This is a genomic window from Moorena sp. SIO3I8 (assembly GCF_010692325.1).
Taxonomy (GTDB): domain Bacteria; phylum Cyanobacteriota; class Cyanobacteriia; order Cyanobacteriales; family Coleofasciculaceae; genus Moorena.
Genome location: NZ_JAAHHW010000003.1, coordinates 65,986 through 81,636 on the forward strand (window position 1 = coordinate 65,986; position 15,651 = coordinate 81,636).

14 protein-coding genes are annotated in these 15,651 nt (G+C 44.0%); 6 read left to right on the forward strand and 8 right to left on the reverse strand.

All coding sequences use genetic code 11. The features are described from left to right. Nucleotides 1–92: 92 nt before the first annotated feature. Together F6K51_RS02150 and F6K51_RS02155 are read right to left on the reverse strand one after the other, a co-directional pair. Nucleotides 93–692: a Uma2 family endonuclease gene (locus tag F6K51_RS02150; protein WP_075906794.1), complete on the reverse strand. Its 600-nt coding sequence runs from the start codon at nucleotides 690–692 to the stop codon at nucleotides 93–95. 481 nt (nucleotides 693–1,173) lie between these two features. Then, nucleotides 1,174–1,365: a hypothetical protein gene (locus tag F6K51_RS02155; protein ID WP_293017675.1), complete on the reverse strand. Its 192-nt coding sequence runs from the start codon at nucleotides 1,363–1,365 to the stop codon at nucleotides 1,174–1,176. A gap of 237 nt (nucleotides 1,366–1,602) precedes the next feature. Between F6K51_RS02155 and F6K51_RS02160 the strand changes: the two genes are divergently transcribed. The 3 genes from F6K51_RS02160 to F6K51_RS02170 are packed head-to-tail and all read left to right on the forward strand — an operon-like array spanning nucleotide 1,603 to nucleotide 2,252. Then, nucleotides 1,603–1,737, forward strand: coding sequence for a hypothetical protein (locus tag F6K51_RS02160; protein WP_293017677.1), 135 nt, complete (start codon nucleotides 1,603–1,605; stop codon nucleotides 1,735–1,737). 34 nt (nucleotides 1,738–1,771) lie between these two features. Continuing rightward, entirely contained in the window at nucleotides 1,772–2,095 is a 324-nt protein-coding gene (locus tag F6K51_RS02165) for a DUF433 domain-containing protein (RefSeq protein WP_293017678.1), read from the forward strand. Beyond that, nucleotides 2,085–2,252 carry a hypothetical protein gene (locus tag F6K51_RS02170; protein WP_293017680.1) on the forward strand — a complete coding sequence of 56 codons (168 nt, stop codon included), beginning with the start codon at nucleotides 2,085–2,087 and terminating at the stop codon, nucleotides 2,250–2,252. The genes F6K51_RS02165 and F6K51_RS02170 overlap by 11 nt, the downstream gene beginning before the upstream one ends. Here the strand turns inward: F6K51_RS02170 and F6K51_RS02175 are convergent. The 3 genes from F6K51_RS02175 to F6K51_RS02185 all read right to left on the reverse strand — a co-directional run bounded on the left by F6K51_RS02175 (nucleotide 2,241) and on the right by F6K51_RS02185 (nucleotide 5,647). Next, the gene (locus tag F6K51_RS02175; protein ID WP_293017682.1) at nucleotides 2,241–4,454 is read right to left on the reverse strand and encodes an O-linked N-acetylglucosamine transferase, SPINDLY family protein; all 2,214 of its coding nucleotides are present in this window, start codon (nucleotides 4,452–4,454) and stop codon (nucleotides 2,241–2,243) included. The genes F6K51_RS02170 and F6K51_RS02175 overlap by 12 nt on opposite strands. Nucleotides 4,455–4,663: 209 nt before the next feature. Continuing rightward, a complete protein-coding gene (locus F6K51_RS02180; RefSeq protein ID WP_293017684.1) occupies nucleotides 4,664–5,257 on the reverse strand; it encodes a type IV pilin-like G/H family protein in 594 nt (197 codons plus the stop codon). Nucleotides 5,258–5,506: 249 nt separating this feature from the next. After that, nucleotides 5,507–5,647 (reverse strand): hypothetical protein, encoded by a 141-nt coding sequence (locus F6K51_RS02185; RefSeq protein ID WP_293017686.1) that lies wholly within the window; start codon nucleotides 5,645–5,647, stop codon nucleotides 5,507–5,509. A gap of 1,015 nt (nucleotides 5,648–6,662) precedes the next feature. Between F6K51_RS02185 and F6K51_RS02190 the strand changes: the two genes are divergently transcribed. Then, on the forward strand, nucleotides 6,663–7,469 hold the full coding sequence (locus F6K51_RS02190) for a Uma2 family endonuclease (RefSeq protein ID WP_293017688.1): 807 nt from the start codon (nucleotides 6,663–6,665) through the stop codon (nucleotides 7,467–7,469). On the opposite strand, the gene F6K51_RS02195 is transcribed toward F6K51_RS02190, so the two are convergent. Both F6K51_RS02195 and F6K51_RS02200 read right to left on the reverse strand, forming a co-directional pair. Next, nucleotides 7,440–7,628 (reverse strand): hypothetical protein, encoded by a 189-nt coding sequence (locus F6K51_RS02195; protein WP_293017689.1) that lies wholly within the window; start codon nucleotides 7,626–7,628, stop codon nucleotides 7,440–7,442. The genes F6K51_RS02190 and F6K51_RS02195 overlap by 30 nt on opposite strands. Nucleotides 7,629–7,714: 86 nt before the next feature. After that, nucleotides 7,715–9,037: a class I SAM-dependent methyltransferase gene (locus F6K51_RS02200; RefSeq protein ID WP_293017690.1), complete on the reverse strand. Its 1,323-nt coding sequence runs from the start codon at nucleotides 9,035–9,037 to the stop codon at nucleotides 7,715–7,717. 269 nt (nucleotides 9,038–9,306) lie between these two features. On the opposite strand from F6K51_RS02200, the gene F6K51_RS02205 reads away from it, so the two are divergent. Together F6K51_RS02205 and F6K51_RS02210 are read left to right on the forward strand one after the other, a co-directional pair. After that, complete coding sequence (locus tag F6K51_RS02205) at nucleotides 9,307–9,870, forward strand: PEP-CTERM sorting domain-containing protein (RefSeq protein ID WP_293017692.1); 564 nt, start codon at nucleotides 9,307–9,309, stop codon at nucleotides 9,868–9,870. Between the two features lie 86 nt (nucleotides 9,871–9,956). After that, on the forward strand, nucleotides 9,957–10,115 hold the full coding sequence (locus F6K51_RS02210; RefSeq protein WP_293017694.1) for a hypothetical protein: 159 nt from the start codon (nucleotides 9,957–9,959) through the stop codon (nucleotides 10,113–10,115). A 2-nt stretch (nucleotides 10,116–10,117) separates the two neighbouring features. Here F6K51_RS02210 and F6K51_RS02215 read toward each other — a convergent pair whose 3' ends face one another. Continuing rightward, entirely contained in the window at nucleotides 10,118–15,490 is a 5,373-nt protein-coding gene (locus F6K51_RS02215) for a CHAT domain-containing protein (protein ID WP_293017696.1), read from the reverse strand. Nucleotides 15,491–15,651 lie beyond the last annotated feature (161 nt).

Sequence of the window (15,651 nt, forward strand, 5' to 3'; positions counted from 1 at the left end):
GGAATCGGGAACAGGGAACAGGGAACAGGGAATAGGGAACAGAAAAAGTTAAACCCTTAAACCTTCAACTTTCAACTTTCAACTTTTTAACCTTAAACTTGACAAGTTTCATCATCCTCTTCAAAATTAACCCCTTCGTAAATATCACTAAAGTTAAGTTTAAAGTCGATAGTACTTAATTCCAGAATTGCTGCTTCTGAAGTTTGCTCAGTAAGTAACCATTGTCCTTCACTGGTTTTGGTATGTTGAATCACATGATATCTGGCCTGATCTATCAATATATATTCCTTAAATTGGGGAATTGAGCGATAGTAGAGAAACTTCTCTCCTTGGTCATAGTTTCTAGTAGATTTGGATAATACTTCAACAATTAGCAAGGGATTCATGACAGTCGTCTTACCTTTGCCGGTATAGATGGGTTTCCCCTGAATTACCATAGTATCAGGATAGGTATACTGGCTATAATCAGGTATCCACAATCGTACATCACCGATATAGATATCGTATGCTTGTCCTTTTAAGGCAAACTTCAAGTGAGCTGCAAAATTCAGAGCAATTTTATTATGATTTGTAGTGCCTCCAGCCATCGGTAAAATTTCTCCATCCCGATATTCACTTTTATAATCAGCAGCTTCTTCTAGTTCTAAATACTCGTCTGCTGTGTAGTAGCGTTTTTTATCTTTTAATAGCATAGTGCTTTCCTTTGAGAATTTAGAATTTAGAATGAAGAATTTAGAATGGAGAATGAAGAATGAAGAATGTAGGGTGCGTTAGGGGCGGGCTTGCCCTCATTTTTAACTTCGAGGGCCAGTATTGGAATAGCCCGCCCCGTAACGCACCACCAAGTAGAATGGAGAATGAAGAATGAAGAATGAATGGTGAATTGGAAATTCTGCCTTCTGCCTTCTCCCTTCTGCCTTCTGCGTTCTTAGAGGAGATCTGAAAAGTTTTTTGATACTGAATTTTGCCCCCCTAGCCCCCCAATTCTGGGGGGAAAAAGAATCAATTTGCTGGTAAAAGCCCCCAAAATTGGGGGACCAACGGGGGCTTAGATGTAGCAAATGAGACTTCTCAGACAACCTCTTAATTCTCAATTCTTAATTCTACATTCTTAATTCTCAATTCTTAATTCTACATTCTTAATTCTTAATTCTCCATTCTTAATTCTACATTCTACATTTCCTCCCTAGGAAGATCGCCTAGATCAAAAACAATGATGAATTCAGCATCAGGCATTAATCGTTTCAGAGCCTTTAAATGCCCTTCCGCATCAGAACGATTGCGAAAGCGACCAACAACAACTCGCTGCATCTTTGGTAACAGGCGAACGATGGCCCACGGGTGTAGGCGGTGATAGTAAGTCATAATTGGGTTGTCTCCTTTTATGGGGCGATCTAGAGCCAGCCTAGAGATTTTGGACTGTCAGTAGGCTGGCTCTTCCCATGGACGTTTTTCATCCACTTTTATAGTATAACATAAAAAACGCTATATTAGAACATATTTTGAAAATTTTTGTAACAAATTCTTTAGGGAGTAGGGTGTGGGGTATGGGGTGTGGGGAGATGGGGAGATGGGGAGATGGGGAGGTGGGGAGGTGGGGAGATGGGGAGATGGGGAGATGGGGAGATGGGGAGATGGGGAGATGGGGAGATGGGAGTCAGATCAGTTTTGCTAGCATGCCTATTGCTAGCATGCCTATTGCCTTTTGCTAGCATGCCTATTGCCTTTTGCTTATAATTAATACGGTTATCTTTTAATCAAAATCAGACAAATGTCTATCCAACAAATAACTACCGAATATATTGCCATAGATCCTGACTATTGTTATGGTAAACCCCGCATCGCTGGGACAAGAATGCCTGTTGCTGCTATTGCTGAAATGTATTTGGAGATGAAAGAATCTTTAGAAGAAATTGCTCACAAGTATGATCTGTCCTTAGCCCAGGTTCATGGGGCAATGGCATACTATTTTGAGTATCAGGAAGAAATTGACCGTCACACCATTGAAACGGATCGACTTGTTGAACAAATAAAGGAAAATAATCCTACTTCAAAGTTTCAGGAACAATGGAGACAGATCACGGGTGAAAGGTAAACAGAAGACTCGTTCTCTTGGTGAGATGATCAAGGGCTTGATTTTGATACAGCAGATTTATACCCCAAAGGGTCTATCTCCCCGATTCCCGATTCCCGATTCCCTACTCCCTACTCCCTACTCCCTACTCCCTACTCCCTACTCCCTATCTCCCTAACATTTCCAAATAAGCCTTTTCCATTTCCCGAGTAAATTCCTTACCATTCCACAAGGGGGCAGTTTGTCGAGATTGTCGCAGTTTCCAGGAAATTTGTTGTCTCAGAGCAGGGTCTTTACCTAAGCGAATCCCCCACTCGATATACTCATCATCTGTCCAAGCAATGCCTTCCGTTATTCCCGCATTCATCATCATGGTGTAACTGTTGCGAGCAACAAACTGTTCTCCCACTCGGGTGACTAGGGGAATACCCATCCAGAGGGTTTCCAGGGTAGTGGTGGCTCCATTGTAGGGATAGGTATCTAGTACCACATCCGCAATGCCTAAGTTGGCACGATGAACCGCTTCCGTAGGCACTAATGGTAGAAACCTGAGGCGATCGCACTCTACCCCTTCTTCTTCCGCAATCTGGTTAAAGAACCGTTTGATCGAGTCTTGGTCAGATTTACCTTTAATCAAAAAGTAGCTATTGGGGACCGCTTTGATAATTTTCATTTGCAGCCTTGTGGTATCGGGATTGCGCTTGTATCCCTTCTGACTACTGAGATAAATGGTGGCATCGTTGGGAATATCCAGGTGGTCCCGACGTAAGCTAGGTACACCCACTTCAAACCCATCCACAGCAATATAGGTTTGGGGTAAGCGCCAGATTTTCTCGGAATAGTACTCCTGAGCGGAATCCGGTAATACGTAGGGGTCAGCAATCACGTAATCAATGGCAGGTAATCCTGAAGCATCCCACCCTAGCCAAGTGACTTGTACTGGTGCCAGTTTCAGAGCCATCACTGCACAGCTGATATCCAGGGTGATGCTATCCAGGTCGATTAAAATATCCAGTTGATCCTGATAAACCTGCTCAGCCACCTCTAGAACATGAATCCCTAATTTGCGAGGATGGTCTACTTGATTGACATACCACTCTTGGAGGTGATCGTTTACTAGCTTATAGTCTACGAAATAGCCATAAAGTTGAAAGCGATCGCGGTCATGATGCTCAAACAGCCAACGAGCTAGCCACCCCACGGAATGCCGTCTTAAACAATGACACAGGTATCCAACTTTTAAGGGTCTAGTAGTTTTTCCTCCCTGCTGAATTCCCCCCTTATTAAGGGGGGTTAGGGGGGATCCATACCACTCCGCTCTTTCCTGGGCATAACCCCGAATATTCCTCTGAAACACCTCAGCGATTTGATTCAAAATTGGTCTGAAATGGCTAGGCTCGTCCTGAAAATGAGCCAGAGAAAAGAATGGGGTAAGCAGACGCAGAGTCTCAACATCAGACAAGTTGGCTGGTTGTTGCTTAATTAAGGAAACCAGCAGTGATTCTAGGGTCTGGCAAGCCGCAGAAACCTCCTGCCAATAGCCCCCCGCATTCATTATCCCCCGCAGTACCAAGTTAATTCCGGAGATTTTGTCTGGTAAGGATTCCGATAAGGAATAGCACAACTTAGCGGTTTCTATGCCCTGGTCATAATTACGAGCATCTTGATAAAAGGTAGCGAGATGTCTTAATATTTCTATATTATGAGGATTCTGAAGATTTAAGGAGCGATAACGTTCCAGAAAACTAGCAGCAATGGTCGGTTGCTTTAAAGTATGACCAATTTTCATACAGGCTGACAGCAACGGCCAAAACCAAAACTCAGGATTAGGCAGGTAAGCTAAGCAAGCTTCGGTGAATGCTAGGGAGGCTGGATGCAATGGTTCGGCTTCTAGTATCTGCTCTAAAACCTCTTTTAATAACTGGTGATTGCATTCTACCGTTGGCTGGGTTTGTAGCAGTTCAATCACCCCCAACTCCGTCAAGTCATCACCGCTAAAGGTTTCTAGCTTGATGCTGAGGGCAATAATTTCCAAGAGATTAGTCAGATCCGTGGGGCTAATTTCCCGCATATGCTGGCGGATTGCCCAGGCTACCGCATAATCCCCTAACCCCTGCCTGCGCTCAGCTTCGGTTTGCAACACCTGGAGCAGTTCCTCAGTCCAAGTCTCCACTTGCTCTGACTCCGCCTCCGCCATCACCAGCAGCCAAGTGGTTTGGGCTTCTGTTTCTTGACCCTGCAAGAGGAACAGTAAGCCTAAATGCCAGTAGTAGCTGATGACATCGGGTTCCGCTTCAATAGCCTGTTCGTATAAACTTGCGGCTTTACTGTAGTTTCCCTGAATTAGATAGTGCTCCGCTTGTTGCTGCCAGTTAGTCATACTTTTGTGGTATTTAAATTAAAGATATCACCCCATTTTCTAATACCATTCAAAACGTGATGAGCGTAATTGTCCACTTACTTAAAGTATTTCCATAAACTTAAAGTATTTCCATAAAAAAAGTGGGTAGACGGTTCTACCCACTATCACTAAATATCTTATTTTAGGTGATTCAAACTTTAGTCAGCAAGGCTTTACCCTAAGTATTATCAGTTACCACCTGATAAATTCCTCCAGTTATCTTTGTCCTTGCATTGGGGCTGATCATTGGTAATCGTAACCCCTACACCCTTAGCACTTATACCCGTAATTGCCACAGCTTTTTTAGTTTCACACAATACAGCCAACGTGGTTGCCTCACTGGTCTCTTCTATCTGACCTAAGGCTGTAACGCCCTGATATGCCTTAAGGGAAGATTCAGTATCAACGTTCCCGTCATCTGTAGCTGGGTCTCCATAGTTAGAGACGCTTGCTTTGGTGGTACCTCCGTCTTGTACTCCGTAAATATAGTTCTTAGTCTGTGTGGCAACGCCAAGACCTAACTCACCAAAATCAGTCTCCACAGTTACAAATTTATCATTTTCCAAGTAGTAGGCTTGCTGAGCGCGATTCATGGAACCGACATAAGTTTTAGCTTCTGACTGCTTGGCTTTATTAGCTTGGTTCAAGAAAGAAGGCAGAGCAATGGCGGATAGAATTCCAATAATGATGATTACAACCAGTAGTTCAATTAGGGTAAAACCTTCGTCTTGCTTTTTCTGGGTCAGGTGCTGAAGTAGTTTAACTTTTAGATCAGTTTTCATAAGTCTTTCTGGAGGTGCGGGATGCTGATTTATTGTAAGTATTCAGCGGTCAGTGGTCAGTGGTCAGTGGTCAGCTTATTTTATTCAAAAGTCAAGTAATGTGGCACAGGCTTCCAGCCTGTGATCACCCATAAGCTGAAAGCTGTTCGCGTAGCGTGCGCGTAGCGCTAATCGCTGACCGCTGATAGCTGAATGCTTATGAATTGTTTTCTTCTAGACTTAACTTACCCACTTGTTTCAATTTTCATATCATCTAGGGGAAAAAATTTTTTGAGGTGTGGGGAGTCGGGAGTCGGGAGTCGGGAATCGGGAGTCGGGTGTGGGGTGTGGGGTGTGGGGTGTGGGGAATCGGGAGTAGATGTAGGAGTAGATGTAGGGTGGGCAGTGCATCAGCAATATAATATCAGCAAGCCATAGTTAAAGTAAGCACTGCCCACCACTGCTGCCCACGAAAAGATGAATGGGATTGACCTTGGCCAAAAGGCCACGCTTTGGCCTACGGCCTCCGCTGCGCGAACGCGAACGCATATCTGACATCAAACGGTAATGGTGGGCAAAATTTCGATGATCTAGATTTCTCCAGAGCACCAAAGTGTTTTTGCCCACCCTACAAGCTAGATTAATCCGATTGACCGATACTTTTTAGCTACCAAAGTCTACCAATATAAACTTTAGCCCGCCAATGCAAGCTGATTCCTCAGCCAGGGGGTATCTCCCAAAGCACAAAGAAATATTCCTCGTGCGCCATTAAATTTCTAGAACCAGATCCAATGTCACTACAAAACCCTTGGTTTTCGGGAAATTTTAATTAAGACAAGGTCGTGGCACTAATATTATAGTTAAAGTATAGCAAATTACTTGAGGCTTTGGCAACCTTTGTGATACTTTTGCCTACTGTCCACTAACCTTTGGTTACGCTTCACGATCGCAAATCTCAAATAAACCAGGTTGATGAAAGATAGCGCTATAATTAAGCCGTCAACCTGCTAACCTTCAGTTGTGGGGATCCCCCTCCCGTCCCCCGCGCGGAAGGGGGAAGCTAGAGATGATCAAGAGGAGCGATGGTTCCCGATACTTTTTAGCTACCAAAATCTACAAAACGAAGAGCTTGGCTCACTAATGCAAGCTGCCAAAGCAGCCAGGGGGTATCTCCCAAGGCTAAACCCAGACTACGCCCGGCTTAGCGCATAAATGAAACTCCACTCTGGACAATTAACGTAACTACCAAAACCTTGGTTATCGGCTTTAATTTAAGTTACAAAGTATCTTTAATGGAATTAAATCTATGCTTAAAGTCTAACTCATCTTTGTAGATATTGCAATGTTTTTGTAGAAAATAACCAACAGCAGCTAGCCCCCTTGTTAAGGGGGGTTAGGGGGGATCCTCTCTCAACACCTTCGAGCTATGGTTCAGTCCAACACCACCATTGACGAACAACTGCGCCCTTTTCCAGACCATACCCAATTGCCAGAATCTGATGGAACTTTTGTCAACAACTTTCAGAAACATCCCCAAAGCATTCTTCTGACTGACTCCATAGAGCCAGTCTTGCAAGAGCTTCACCCAGACAATCGCTATGCCATCGGTCAAGATTGTGGGATTTACTGGCGGGAGACTAACCCCCCCGAAAAAGGTGCAGAAGCCCCGGATTGGTTTTATGTGCCTGACGTGCCGCCCCGACTGGATGGCCAGATTAGACGCTCTTATGTACTGTGGCGGGAATATATAACACCTTTGATTGCCCTAGAGTTTGCATCGGGTACAGGAACCGAAGAACGGGATCAAACACCGTTGCAAGCAGTAGATGGCAAGGTTCAAAAACCAGGTAAATTCTGGGTATACGAGAAAATTATTCGCATTCCCTATTACGGTATATTTATGATCAATACCGGGGAGTTGGAAGTGTACCACTGGGAAGATGGCACCTACGAGCGCCTGAGTCCCAACGAGCGTAACCACTATCCCATTAATCGAATGAATGTAGAAGTAGGAGTGTGGCGAGGCACGTATCTCGGTCTAGCGGAACAACCTTGGTTGCGATGGTGGGATCGAGAGGGAAATCTACTATTGACTGGCAAAGAGCGAGCAGCCTACGCTGAGGCTCAAGTCCAGCAGGAGCAACAAAAGCGGCAACAGTTGGTAGCCCAATTGAAGGCTCTTAGTCCGGAACAACTTGAGGCACTAGGTATTGATGCGGGACTTTTGGAGTAGGGAGTAGGGAGTAGGGAGTAGGGAATAGGGAATCGGGAGTCGGGAATCGGGAATCGGGAATCGGGAATCGGGAATCGGGAATCGGGAATCGGGAATAGGCAATAGGCAAGAGGCAAGAGGCAAGAGGCAAGAGGCAATAGGCAACTTGACAACCTTCAACCAACTAACCTTCAACCTACCAACCTACCAACCTGCCAACCTTCAACCTACAACCTTCAACCTACCAACCTTCAACCTTCAACAAACTAACCTTCAACCAATACGTATCCATAATTCTCCAATCCCATCAATGCCTCTTTCACCGTATCAAACGCCTTCTGATCAGATATGGACTCCAGTGTTACCGGATCCACTGGGCGCAATCTCTGCCATCGTTCTACTAAAGATGGCATCGACTGAGGGGAATCGAATAGGGGTAATAGACAAGAGGCAACGGCACTGTCTACCAGAGATTGAACTCCACTCACTGGCAGATACCTACTGATTTCAAAAGGCTGTAATTCAGTAATAGCTTTGAGCATGTCTTGTTTAACGTCTAGTATATTCAGCTGAGGATGGAGATGTACTTTAGCCTTCTGCCAATCGGACATTGTCCACTCGGAAATTGGGGTAAAGGATTGGCCTTGGTCCGGGTGTCCACACCAGAAATCCAGGAGCCGATGAACAGGATGTAATAGCTCAAACAAATGCAGTCGGTCTTCCACAGAAATATCTGGCAAGCTCATCGCTAAAAACACTGGCAAATTATCTGGTTCTTTGAATAGACTCATTAAATCCCATTGTCGCCAATGAACCATACTGATAAATTCTAGATTAGCCTCTCTTAAGCCAGCGAATAAATCAGGAATAGTGTAGCCTTTATCCCCTTGGAAAAGATAGTTCATTAAAACTCTCTCTTTTCCGTCTTCTCCCTCATATTTATGATTCCAGGTTTGAGCTTTTAGATCAACATTATTTTTTAACGCTTTCATCGTATCTAAAGCAATTTCAATTTCCATATCTTCAGGATTGTCATCAAATAATCCCATCAGATGGAAGACTTCTTGGGCTCTAAAATACAGGTGACGTTGATGCTTACTGTGTAGATTGCTGCGAATAATTCCCTCAGGCTTCAAAACCGCTTTCATGGCTTTCATGGCAACGGCTGGATCAGGAAATAAATACAGTAGCTCGTCGCAATTAATATAATCAAATTCCCAACCATTGCTAGGTAAGTCATAAATAGAAAGCTGATGAAATTCTGCCTCTTCAAATCCATAATGGCTTAAGCGTTTACGGGCTAAATCCAGAGACTGATCCGAGATATCAATCCCAATAATTTTGGCTCCGGGATTAGCTTCTGCTAAGGTTAATGTGCCGTATACCGTGCCACAGCCAGCATCTAATATAACTTTCTGGTCTGGATTAATGACTTGGTGATTTCTTAAATAATAGGGAGTAATTAAATTATGGAAATAAAGTAAGCTTAGCTGCTTTTTTGGGGAGCGGTCGATGGGAATTCTGGGATAGGGGCCAAAATCAAATTGTTGGCGAATTTTTTCTTGTAATTCAGCGGCGTTTGTATCCATAAGTAGGGAGTAGGGAGTAGAGAGTAGGGAATCGGGAGTCGGGAGTCGGGAGTCGGGGCGAGATTAATGGGATTGACCTTGGCCTTTGGGCCACGCTACGCGAATGGTCACGCGGGGTGCGTTCGCTTCTGAGCTGAATTCCTACAAGCTCAATTATTAAAAGCCTTCACAATCTTGAAGATAAGCTTCATGATAAGTTTATCAAAAATTTATAAAAAATGTCCAGATTGTTTGGTAGTATGACATAGGAAAATTAATCAGGGATTTAGATGGCTGAATTATCATCATCATTAGCTGTCACCAAAGGGATGGCTCAAAAATTAGCTATGACTACAGCATCAGCAGCATTGATGACTGTGGCAATGTCTAGTGCAGCCCAGGCAATTACACTAGTTAAAAATGTAGTTGTTAAGCCCCCCGTTGGTGAGGAACCTACTGCCCAACTTTGTCTTCCTTTTTGTGAAACTGGGGATTCCATTACCACAGATGTTGGGCGTAGAGTAGTAATTGAAAATAACATCGACAAGACCTTAACCAGTATCCTCTACACAATTCCTGCCGAAGAAGATGCAGCCTGGAGTAAGGAAAGTATTTCTGATATTTTCAGCGAACTCATCTTCTCTAAGGATATGAAAAAACTGTTGCTAACCTCAGGAAGTGTTGCTCCTGGTGAGGCAGTTCTTGCTTTTCGAGAAGCTGATCAAAATGTGACCTTTGACATTACCGTGTTTTATGACGGAGCCTCGGCTACCGTTCCTGAACCAACAACTGTATTAGGTCTATTAGCTGTAGGTGCCTTAACTGCTACGTCAGCTGTGAAGAAGAAGCTTTAGGTCTGATTTGGGGGAGTGTGGGGAGATGGGGAGATGGGGAGATAGGGAGATGGGGAGATAGGGAGATAGGGAGATAGGGAGGATAAATGCGATTGACCTTGGCCAAAAGGCCACGCTACGCGAATGGTCACGCGGGGCGCGATCGCTTCTTCAACTATTCTCCACTCCCTACTCCCGATTCCCGATTCCCGATTCCCTACTCCCTACTCCCTACTCCCTACTCCCTACTCCCTACTCCCTTCTAAAACTACCAAGGATTCCCCACAATAGTAAACCATGCCCAATAGTAAGGATGGGATAGTTTCTTATTACTGTTATCCTTAAGCATCTCGACTTGAGCTAGTCTTAAGGCTTCTGCTTTTCTAGGAACTATATTTAAATGGTCATAAAATGACTTCAGGAGTTTAAACGTTCCATTTTGAGGCACGGCTAACAAACTAGCTAAAACCGATTGCACTTTGGCTTGATAGGCAAATCCAGCAAATCCTAATTCATACTGTTCATTGCCAAGGGCGGTATCACAAGCACTTAAAACCAATAAATTTACCGGTGGTTGCTCTAATCCCAGGGTCTCAAATTTTCCTAATCCTAACCGTTTTTTTCCGAACTGAATGTAGGAATCACTAGCATTAGACCGAAATTTACCATGGGTTCCTAAATGAAGGATATTAAAAGATTTATGATTAATTTCATCCTGAAGATTAGCCACGGTAAAGTTGTCGTTTTCTAGGGCTTTAGCTGACCAAGTATCCACAAGATGCTGGATTAGTTTGGGCACATAGGGTAAGTCTCGATGCTGGTCAAATTTTGCTGTACCCATCGCCAGCACTGGCGCATTTCTGACATCGGTATAGTGGGTATCGGTCAAGCTCAAACTAGGGACTAAACCAACACTGTATTTTTCCACAATAAAGCTTTTGCCATCATGGAGTGCTGCTAAGGGGAGAGACTGCAAGCTTTTATCCATCACAAACACCAAGTTATTGATGTTTTGTTCATCTAATGTCTTCTGGAGGGGTTTAATCAGTAATTGATAGAGTTGTTGAGATTTAGCTAAGTCTTCTGGTCGAAACACCCCTGCTCTGGGAGATGCTACACTATCCCGGAATGATTCAGCTAAGGCTAACACTTGCTCCCGGCTGGTATTAGCAATCCGTTTGTAGATCATGTTGCCTTGGCTAGTTACCAATACCAGTTCCAACGGAGCATTAGGCTTTGGCTCTACAATTACATTGGGATTGATGTTGAGGAATTCGGTTTTCAAGACAACGTCTCGTCCTGGTAAATTTCCATAATTCCGAAAAAAGACATAGATCAGTGCCGGTCTAGCATCGGTAACTTGTTCAATTTCCTTGAGTTCTGTTTGAATGTCTTTTGCTGTTTTAATTTCAGGAACAGATGACTCCCCTTGACCGGTGGCTTCGGTGGCTTGACTGGTGGCTTGACCGGTGACTTGACTGGTAAAATAATCCTCTAGTTGATAGACTAGCATTTCTTTGGACAATGCTTCAGTTTCTTCTATCATCACTGTTGGGAGTATTTCCTGTGGTAACTCAGGTAAATCTGGCTCACTATTGGTTACTTCAGTATTACTAGTATTATTACTAGTATTAGGAGATGACTGAGTAATTAGCTGAGTAATCAGTTGAATCTGACTGGTAAAATTCCCCTGAGTATAGGACTCCAGAAACCGTTGCGTTGGCAAAATAGCATTGTCGATGCCAGTGGTAATGGCTCCAGCAGTACCATTGAGGGTAGCATCCCCTACGGTAAAGGGTATGGAACTAGCTCCGCCATTATGTCGGATGATGACCGACCCTCCTGCCACTCCGCCGCTAGTGGAAATACTAGCTGTGCTCTGATTGCGATCGCTAAAAGTATCGGTAGCTCGGAAAAATCGACCAGCGGTAATATCAACATTACCACCACTACCGTTTTCTCCCCCTTGAGCATTAATCGCCCTGACTTCCACATCCCCAATCGGGTCGATTAGCACATTTCCGCCATCCCCAAAACTACCGCTAGTATTAATTACGCCAGTCTTGATGGTAGTAAAGGCATTGATAACCAGATCACCCCCACTAATACCAAAAGTGTTTAGGTTGTCGGTGAATACCTCTCCATTGCTAGCGGTAAGCTTAATATCGGAGCCATTGGTGATAATGTTCCCAACTGCAATGCTTTGATTGGCCTCTAGAGTAATGGAAGCATTGTCTATGCCTTGAATTGTGCCATTGCCAATGATGGCACCTGACCCGGCTGGGGCTTGAATGGTTACTGGGTCTTGGAAAGTGACCCCAGTTTCAGCAATGGTGATGTTAGCGCTACTGTTAGGATTACCGATAGTGATAGCAGTAAAGCCATCTTGCAGGAGGTTGATTTCTTGGGAAGTTAGTGCTAAGGTTGATGAATTGCCGGTATCACTGCCACCAATTGCGATCGCTTGATCAGCGCTGAATGGTTCTAACGTAATGGTGGCATTCCCTTGGACTGTACCGTTAAGGTTAATTTCATCAGCAGTTAGGGTAATATCTCCTAGGGGAATAGTGCTGCCCACTGCCTGATTCAACTCAATGGTGCCAGTGCCAGCATTAACACTCAGGTCTTGATTACCGTCAACAGTGCCATCAAAAGTGATGTTACCGCTAGTGCTGCTGATGATAGCGCTAATATTAGCACTAGTATTACCAAGATTAAGGGGTTTGAGGAAACTAATGTTACCACTGCCAGATGTCACACTGCTATTGAGATTGATTTGATTAGTGTTGAATTCCCCAATTGAGATATTGCCTGAGCCCTGAGCACGGATGGGTTGATCAATAGTGATAGCACCAGGTATATCTTGTCCGAGACTAATGTTGCCATTATTAGCAGCGCTAATCCCATTCACACCAGCCACGGTAGTAATCACAGCATTGGGGTGTTGGAGGTTAAGGATAATATCGCCACTGTTGCGGGTAATAGCAGCAATATTTTTGACTTGAACATCTATACCATTAGCATCGGCGTAGCTAAATCCATTTTCAGCATCGAATAAAACTGCCCCTTGTTCCCCATCAATGGTTACTTCAGTCCCCAGATTATCAAAGATGGTACCAGCAGAGATAAATTGAGCTGTCTGATTATTAGCGAGTTGGACAGCAGGATTGGTGTCAGTGCTGAGAAAGTGAATATCCCCGCCTCTGACAATAACATTGAGATTGGCCTGACTCAGGTCAAAGTTGCGGATTCTTACATCACCGGTAAATTCAGGATTGCCAATGGTTAAGGTACCGGAAGTGCCTAGAGCGAGATTATTGAGCAAATTCGCTGTGGTGATTTGGAAGGTGCCACCAGCATCTTTCCCTATGCCCAAAGTAGTATTAGGGTCTTTTGGTTGGATAGTGATGCTTTCAGCCATCAACTGGGAAATCACTTCAATCCCGCCAGCGGTAATCAAAACATCTTTAATTTTACTGACTTGTAAGGGTTGGTCGGGATTGCCGAGACTGACTTGACCATCGGTATCAATAACTAGAGTGCTGGGGCTGTTGATGGGATTTTTGATAGTAATGTTACCGTTAGTAGCTGTGATTGCGATCGCTCCCCCATTGCCCGATGCGGAATCAGCATTGATACCGCTACCCCCACTATTGATGAAGGTATCACCACCTCTGGTAATTAAAGTAACATTACCAGCACTCTCCCCACCCAATGAATCGATGCTAGGAATTTGAATAGTAGGTTGATTTGTAGGTAATTTACTATTGCCATCAGCAATCAGGGTAATATCCCCTCCGCTACCAGTATTATTGCTGGAAGTATCCAAGCGATTATTCTTAGTGACTTCGATAGTGCTGCGAGAGTCAATCAGGATTTGTGGGGAATTAGGATTATCATTACTATTACTTAAACCACCGGTCTTAATGGTGTCAACTTGAATTGCACCAGTGGTTAATGCAGTATTAGGCAGATACTGATTGGTTAACCTGACCAATCCATCCCGAGCTACGGTAATATCGCTAACTTTGATATCTGCACTGGTGAAATTACTGATAACAGTATTACTAAAATCAGGAACAAGATTACCTGAGGTGTTTCCTGGAATTCCTCCTAGTTGTGTCCAATCAATCCCAGCTCTAATATCTAAGGTGGGCTGATTAGCACCATCAATCACCAAATTGCTTTGGTCAGAGACAGTGACATTAGCGAGATTAGCCAGAAAAGGATCGGAGTTGGTGGGACTAATCTTAGGATTAGGGTCATCACTAGGATTAATCGCAATCTCGCCTAAGGTAACACTACCCCCTGCTAAAATATGTAAGGAAGCGCCTTGGTAGTTGCCTAGACTGACATCACCATTTGCTAGAATGATGGAATCATCAGGACTAATCCAATTCCCTGGACTACCATCTAATTGCTCGATCCGAAAACTAGCCCCTGTTTGATAGCGAGTACTTCCTTGTATGGGATTAGCGGAACGCAGTACCATGTTTCCACCAGAGAAGAAACCGCTAGCCTGATTATTGAAGGTTGAAATCTCGATGGCTTGATTCCCCTGGATGGATAAATTGCCGAGGGCTTCAGCAATAAAGGGGCGCGCTAGAGTATCATGCGATCGCACTGTATTGCCAGCCAACAGATTCAAATCCCCAGTAGTAAATAGCTGGCTTTCGACTAAAGTCAGATTATTAGCAGCTGAGAGTGTAGCAGTCTCAGCGTTTACCTCCCGAGCCACCACATCACCCCTTTCTATTGGTAAACCAGAATCCGCAAGCTCTACTTTCCCATCTGGCTTCACCACAATCGGTGTCTGTAACCCTTCAACTCCCGCGGTCAACAAGGTTGGTAAATCCTGAGGTGTAAATGGTAGCTGCTCCCCATCAGCATCCGTTGGTAATTCAATTTCTATACTTAATAGGTGTCCTGGTTGGCTAATCCTAACTAAATTAGCACCATCTACAGCAGCCAGAGTAACCGTTCCGTTGGGAGCACTTACGTTTCCAGTAGTAATCACACTACCGCCGATTACGGTTAAATTATTCCCCTCTAGTACTTCCAGCTTACCAGCATTAATAATACTCCCTGGTTGATTCGAGTCAAAGGCCAAAGTCTTCGGATTACCGATTAAAGTTTGATAGTCATTTGACCCAAAGCTAGTGAACCAATTGTCTTCACCAAACCCAATCCGATTCGCTGTTGTTACGGTCAAATCACCTGGGACATTCAACCGAGCATTAGCACCAAACACCCATCCCGCTGGATTCATTAAAACTAAATTTGAGTTACCGCCAACAACCCGAATTAACCCGTCAACAATTGACGCTTCACCTCCAATCACCCGAGCGAAAATATTACGAATTTGGGGATTAGACAGAAACGTAACTGTCTGTTCTGCATTCAGACCAAGTTTTTCAAAACTATGGAATAAATTTGATCCATCTCCGGAAAATGTACCGCCGTCAACCGTCAAATCATTACCATCAATTGTAATACTAGTGACCGTTCCATCTGCGGCTGGTATAATAGAATCAGCCTTAGCAACATGGACAGGATATAGTATTGCTATACCTAAATAAATTTCTCCAACTAGAGAAAAAATTTTCCACAACCAGTTACTATGCCACCCAACAGCTTTCACGATTATATGCTCCCACTCAACCAATAACCTACACCAATCACCTCAAGTAATCATAACTTAGTTAATCCCTACTTAATCGCTATTTAATTGCTAATTAATACCACCACCTTAGGACAGTTAACTTGATAAATTTGAATTTATCAAGCAAGATAGTCACAGGT

What these genes read in the sequence shown, in the direction of transcription:
- F6K51_RS02160 (WP_293017677.1), top strand. Translation starts at nt 1,603, where the DNA reads ATGGGGAGATGGGGAGATGGGGAGATGGGGAGATGGGGAGATGGGGAG.
- F6K51_RS02180 (WP_293017684.1), bottom strand. Translation starts at nt 5,257, where the DNA reads ATGAAAACTGATCTAAAAGTTAAACTACTTCAGCACCTGACCCAGAAA.
- F6K51_RS02210 (WP_293017694.1), top strand. Translation starts at nt 9,957, where the DNA reads ATGCGATTGACCTTGGCCAAAAGGCCACGCTACGCGAATGGTCACGCG.
- F6K51_RS02205 (WP_293017692.1), top strand. Translation starts at nt 9,307, where the DNA reads ATGGCTGAATTATCATCATCATTAGCTGTCACCAAAGGGATGGCTCAA.
- F6K51_RS02165 (WP_293017678.1), top strand. Translation starts at nt 1,772, where the DNA reads ATGTCTATCCAACAAATAACTACCGAATATATTGCCATAGATCCTGAC.
- F6K51_RS02185 (WP_293017686.1), bottom strand. Translation starts at nt 5,647, where the DNA reads ATGCACTGCCCACCCTACATCTACTCCTACATCTACTCCCGATTCCCC.
- F6K51_RS02175 (WP_293017682.1), bottom strand. Translation starts at nt 4,454, where the DNA reads ATGACTAACTGGCAGCAACAAGCGGAGCACTATCTAATTCAGGGAAAC.
- F6K51_RS02155 (WP_293017675.1), bottom strand. Translation starts at nt 1,365, where the DNA reads ATGACTTACTATCACCGCCTACACCCGTGGGCCATCGTTCGCCTGTTA.
- F6K51_RS02150 (WP_075906794.1), bottom strand. Translation starts at nt 692, where the DNA reads ATGCTATTAAAAGATAAAAAACGCTACTACACAGCAGACGAGTATTTA.
- F6K51_RS02190 (WP_293017688.1), top strand. Translation starts at nt 6,663, where the DNA reads ATGGTTCAGTCCAACACCACCATTGACGAACAACTGCGCCCTTTTCCA.
- F6K51_RS02200 (WP_293017690.1), bottom strand. Translation starts at nt 9,037, where the DNA reads ATGGATACAAACGCCGCTGAATTACAAGAAAAAATTCGCCAACAATTT.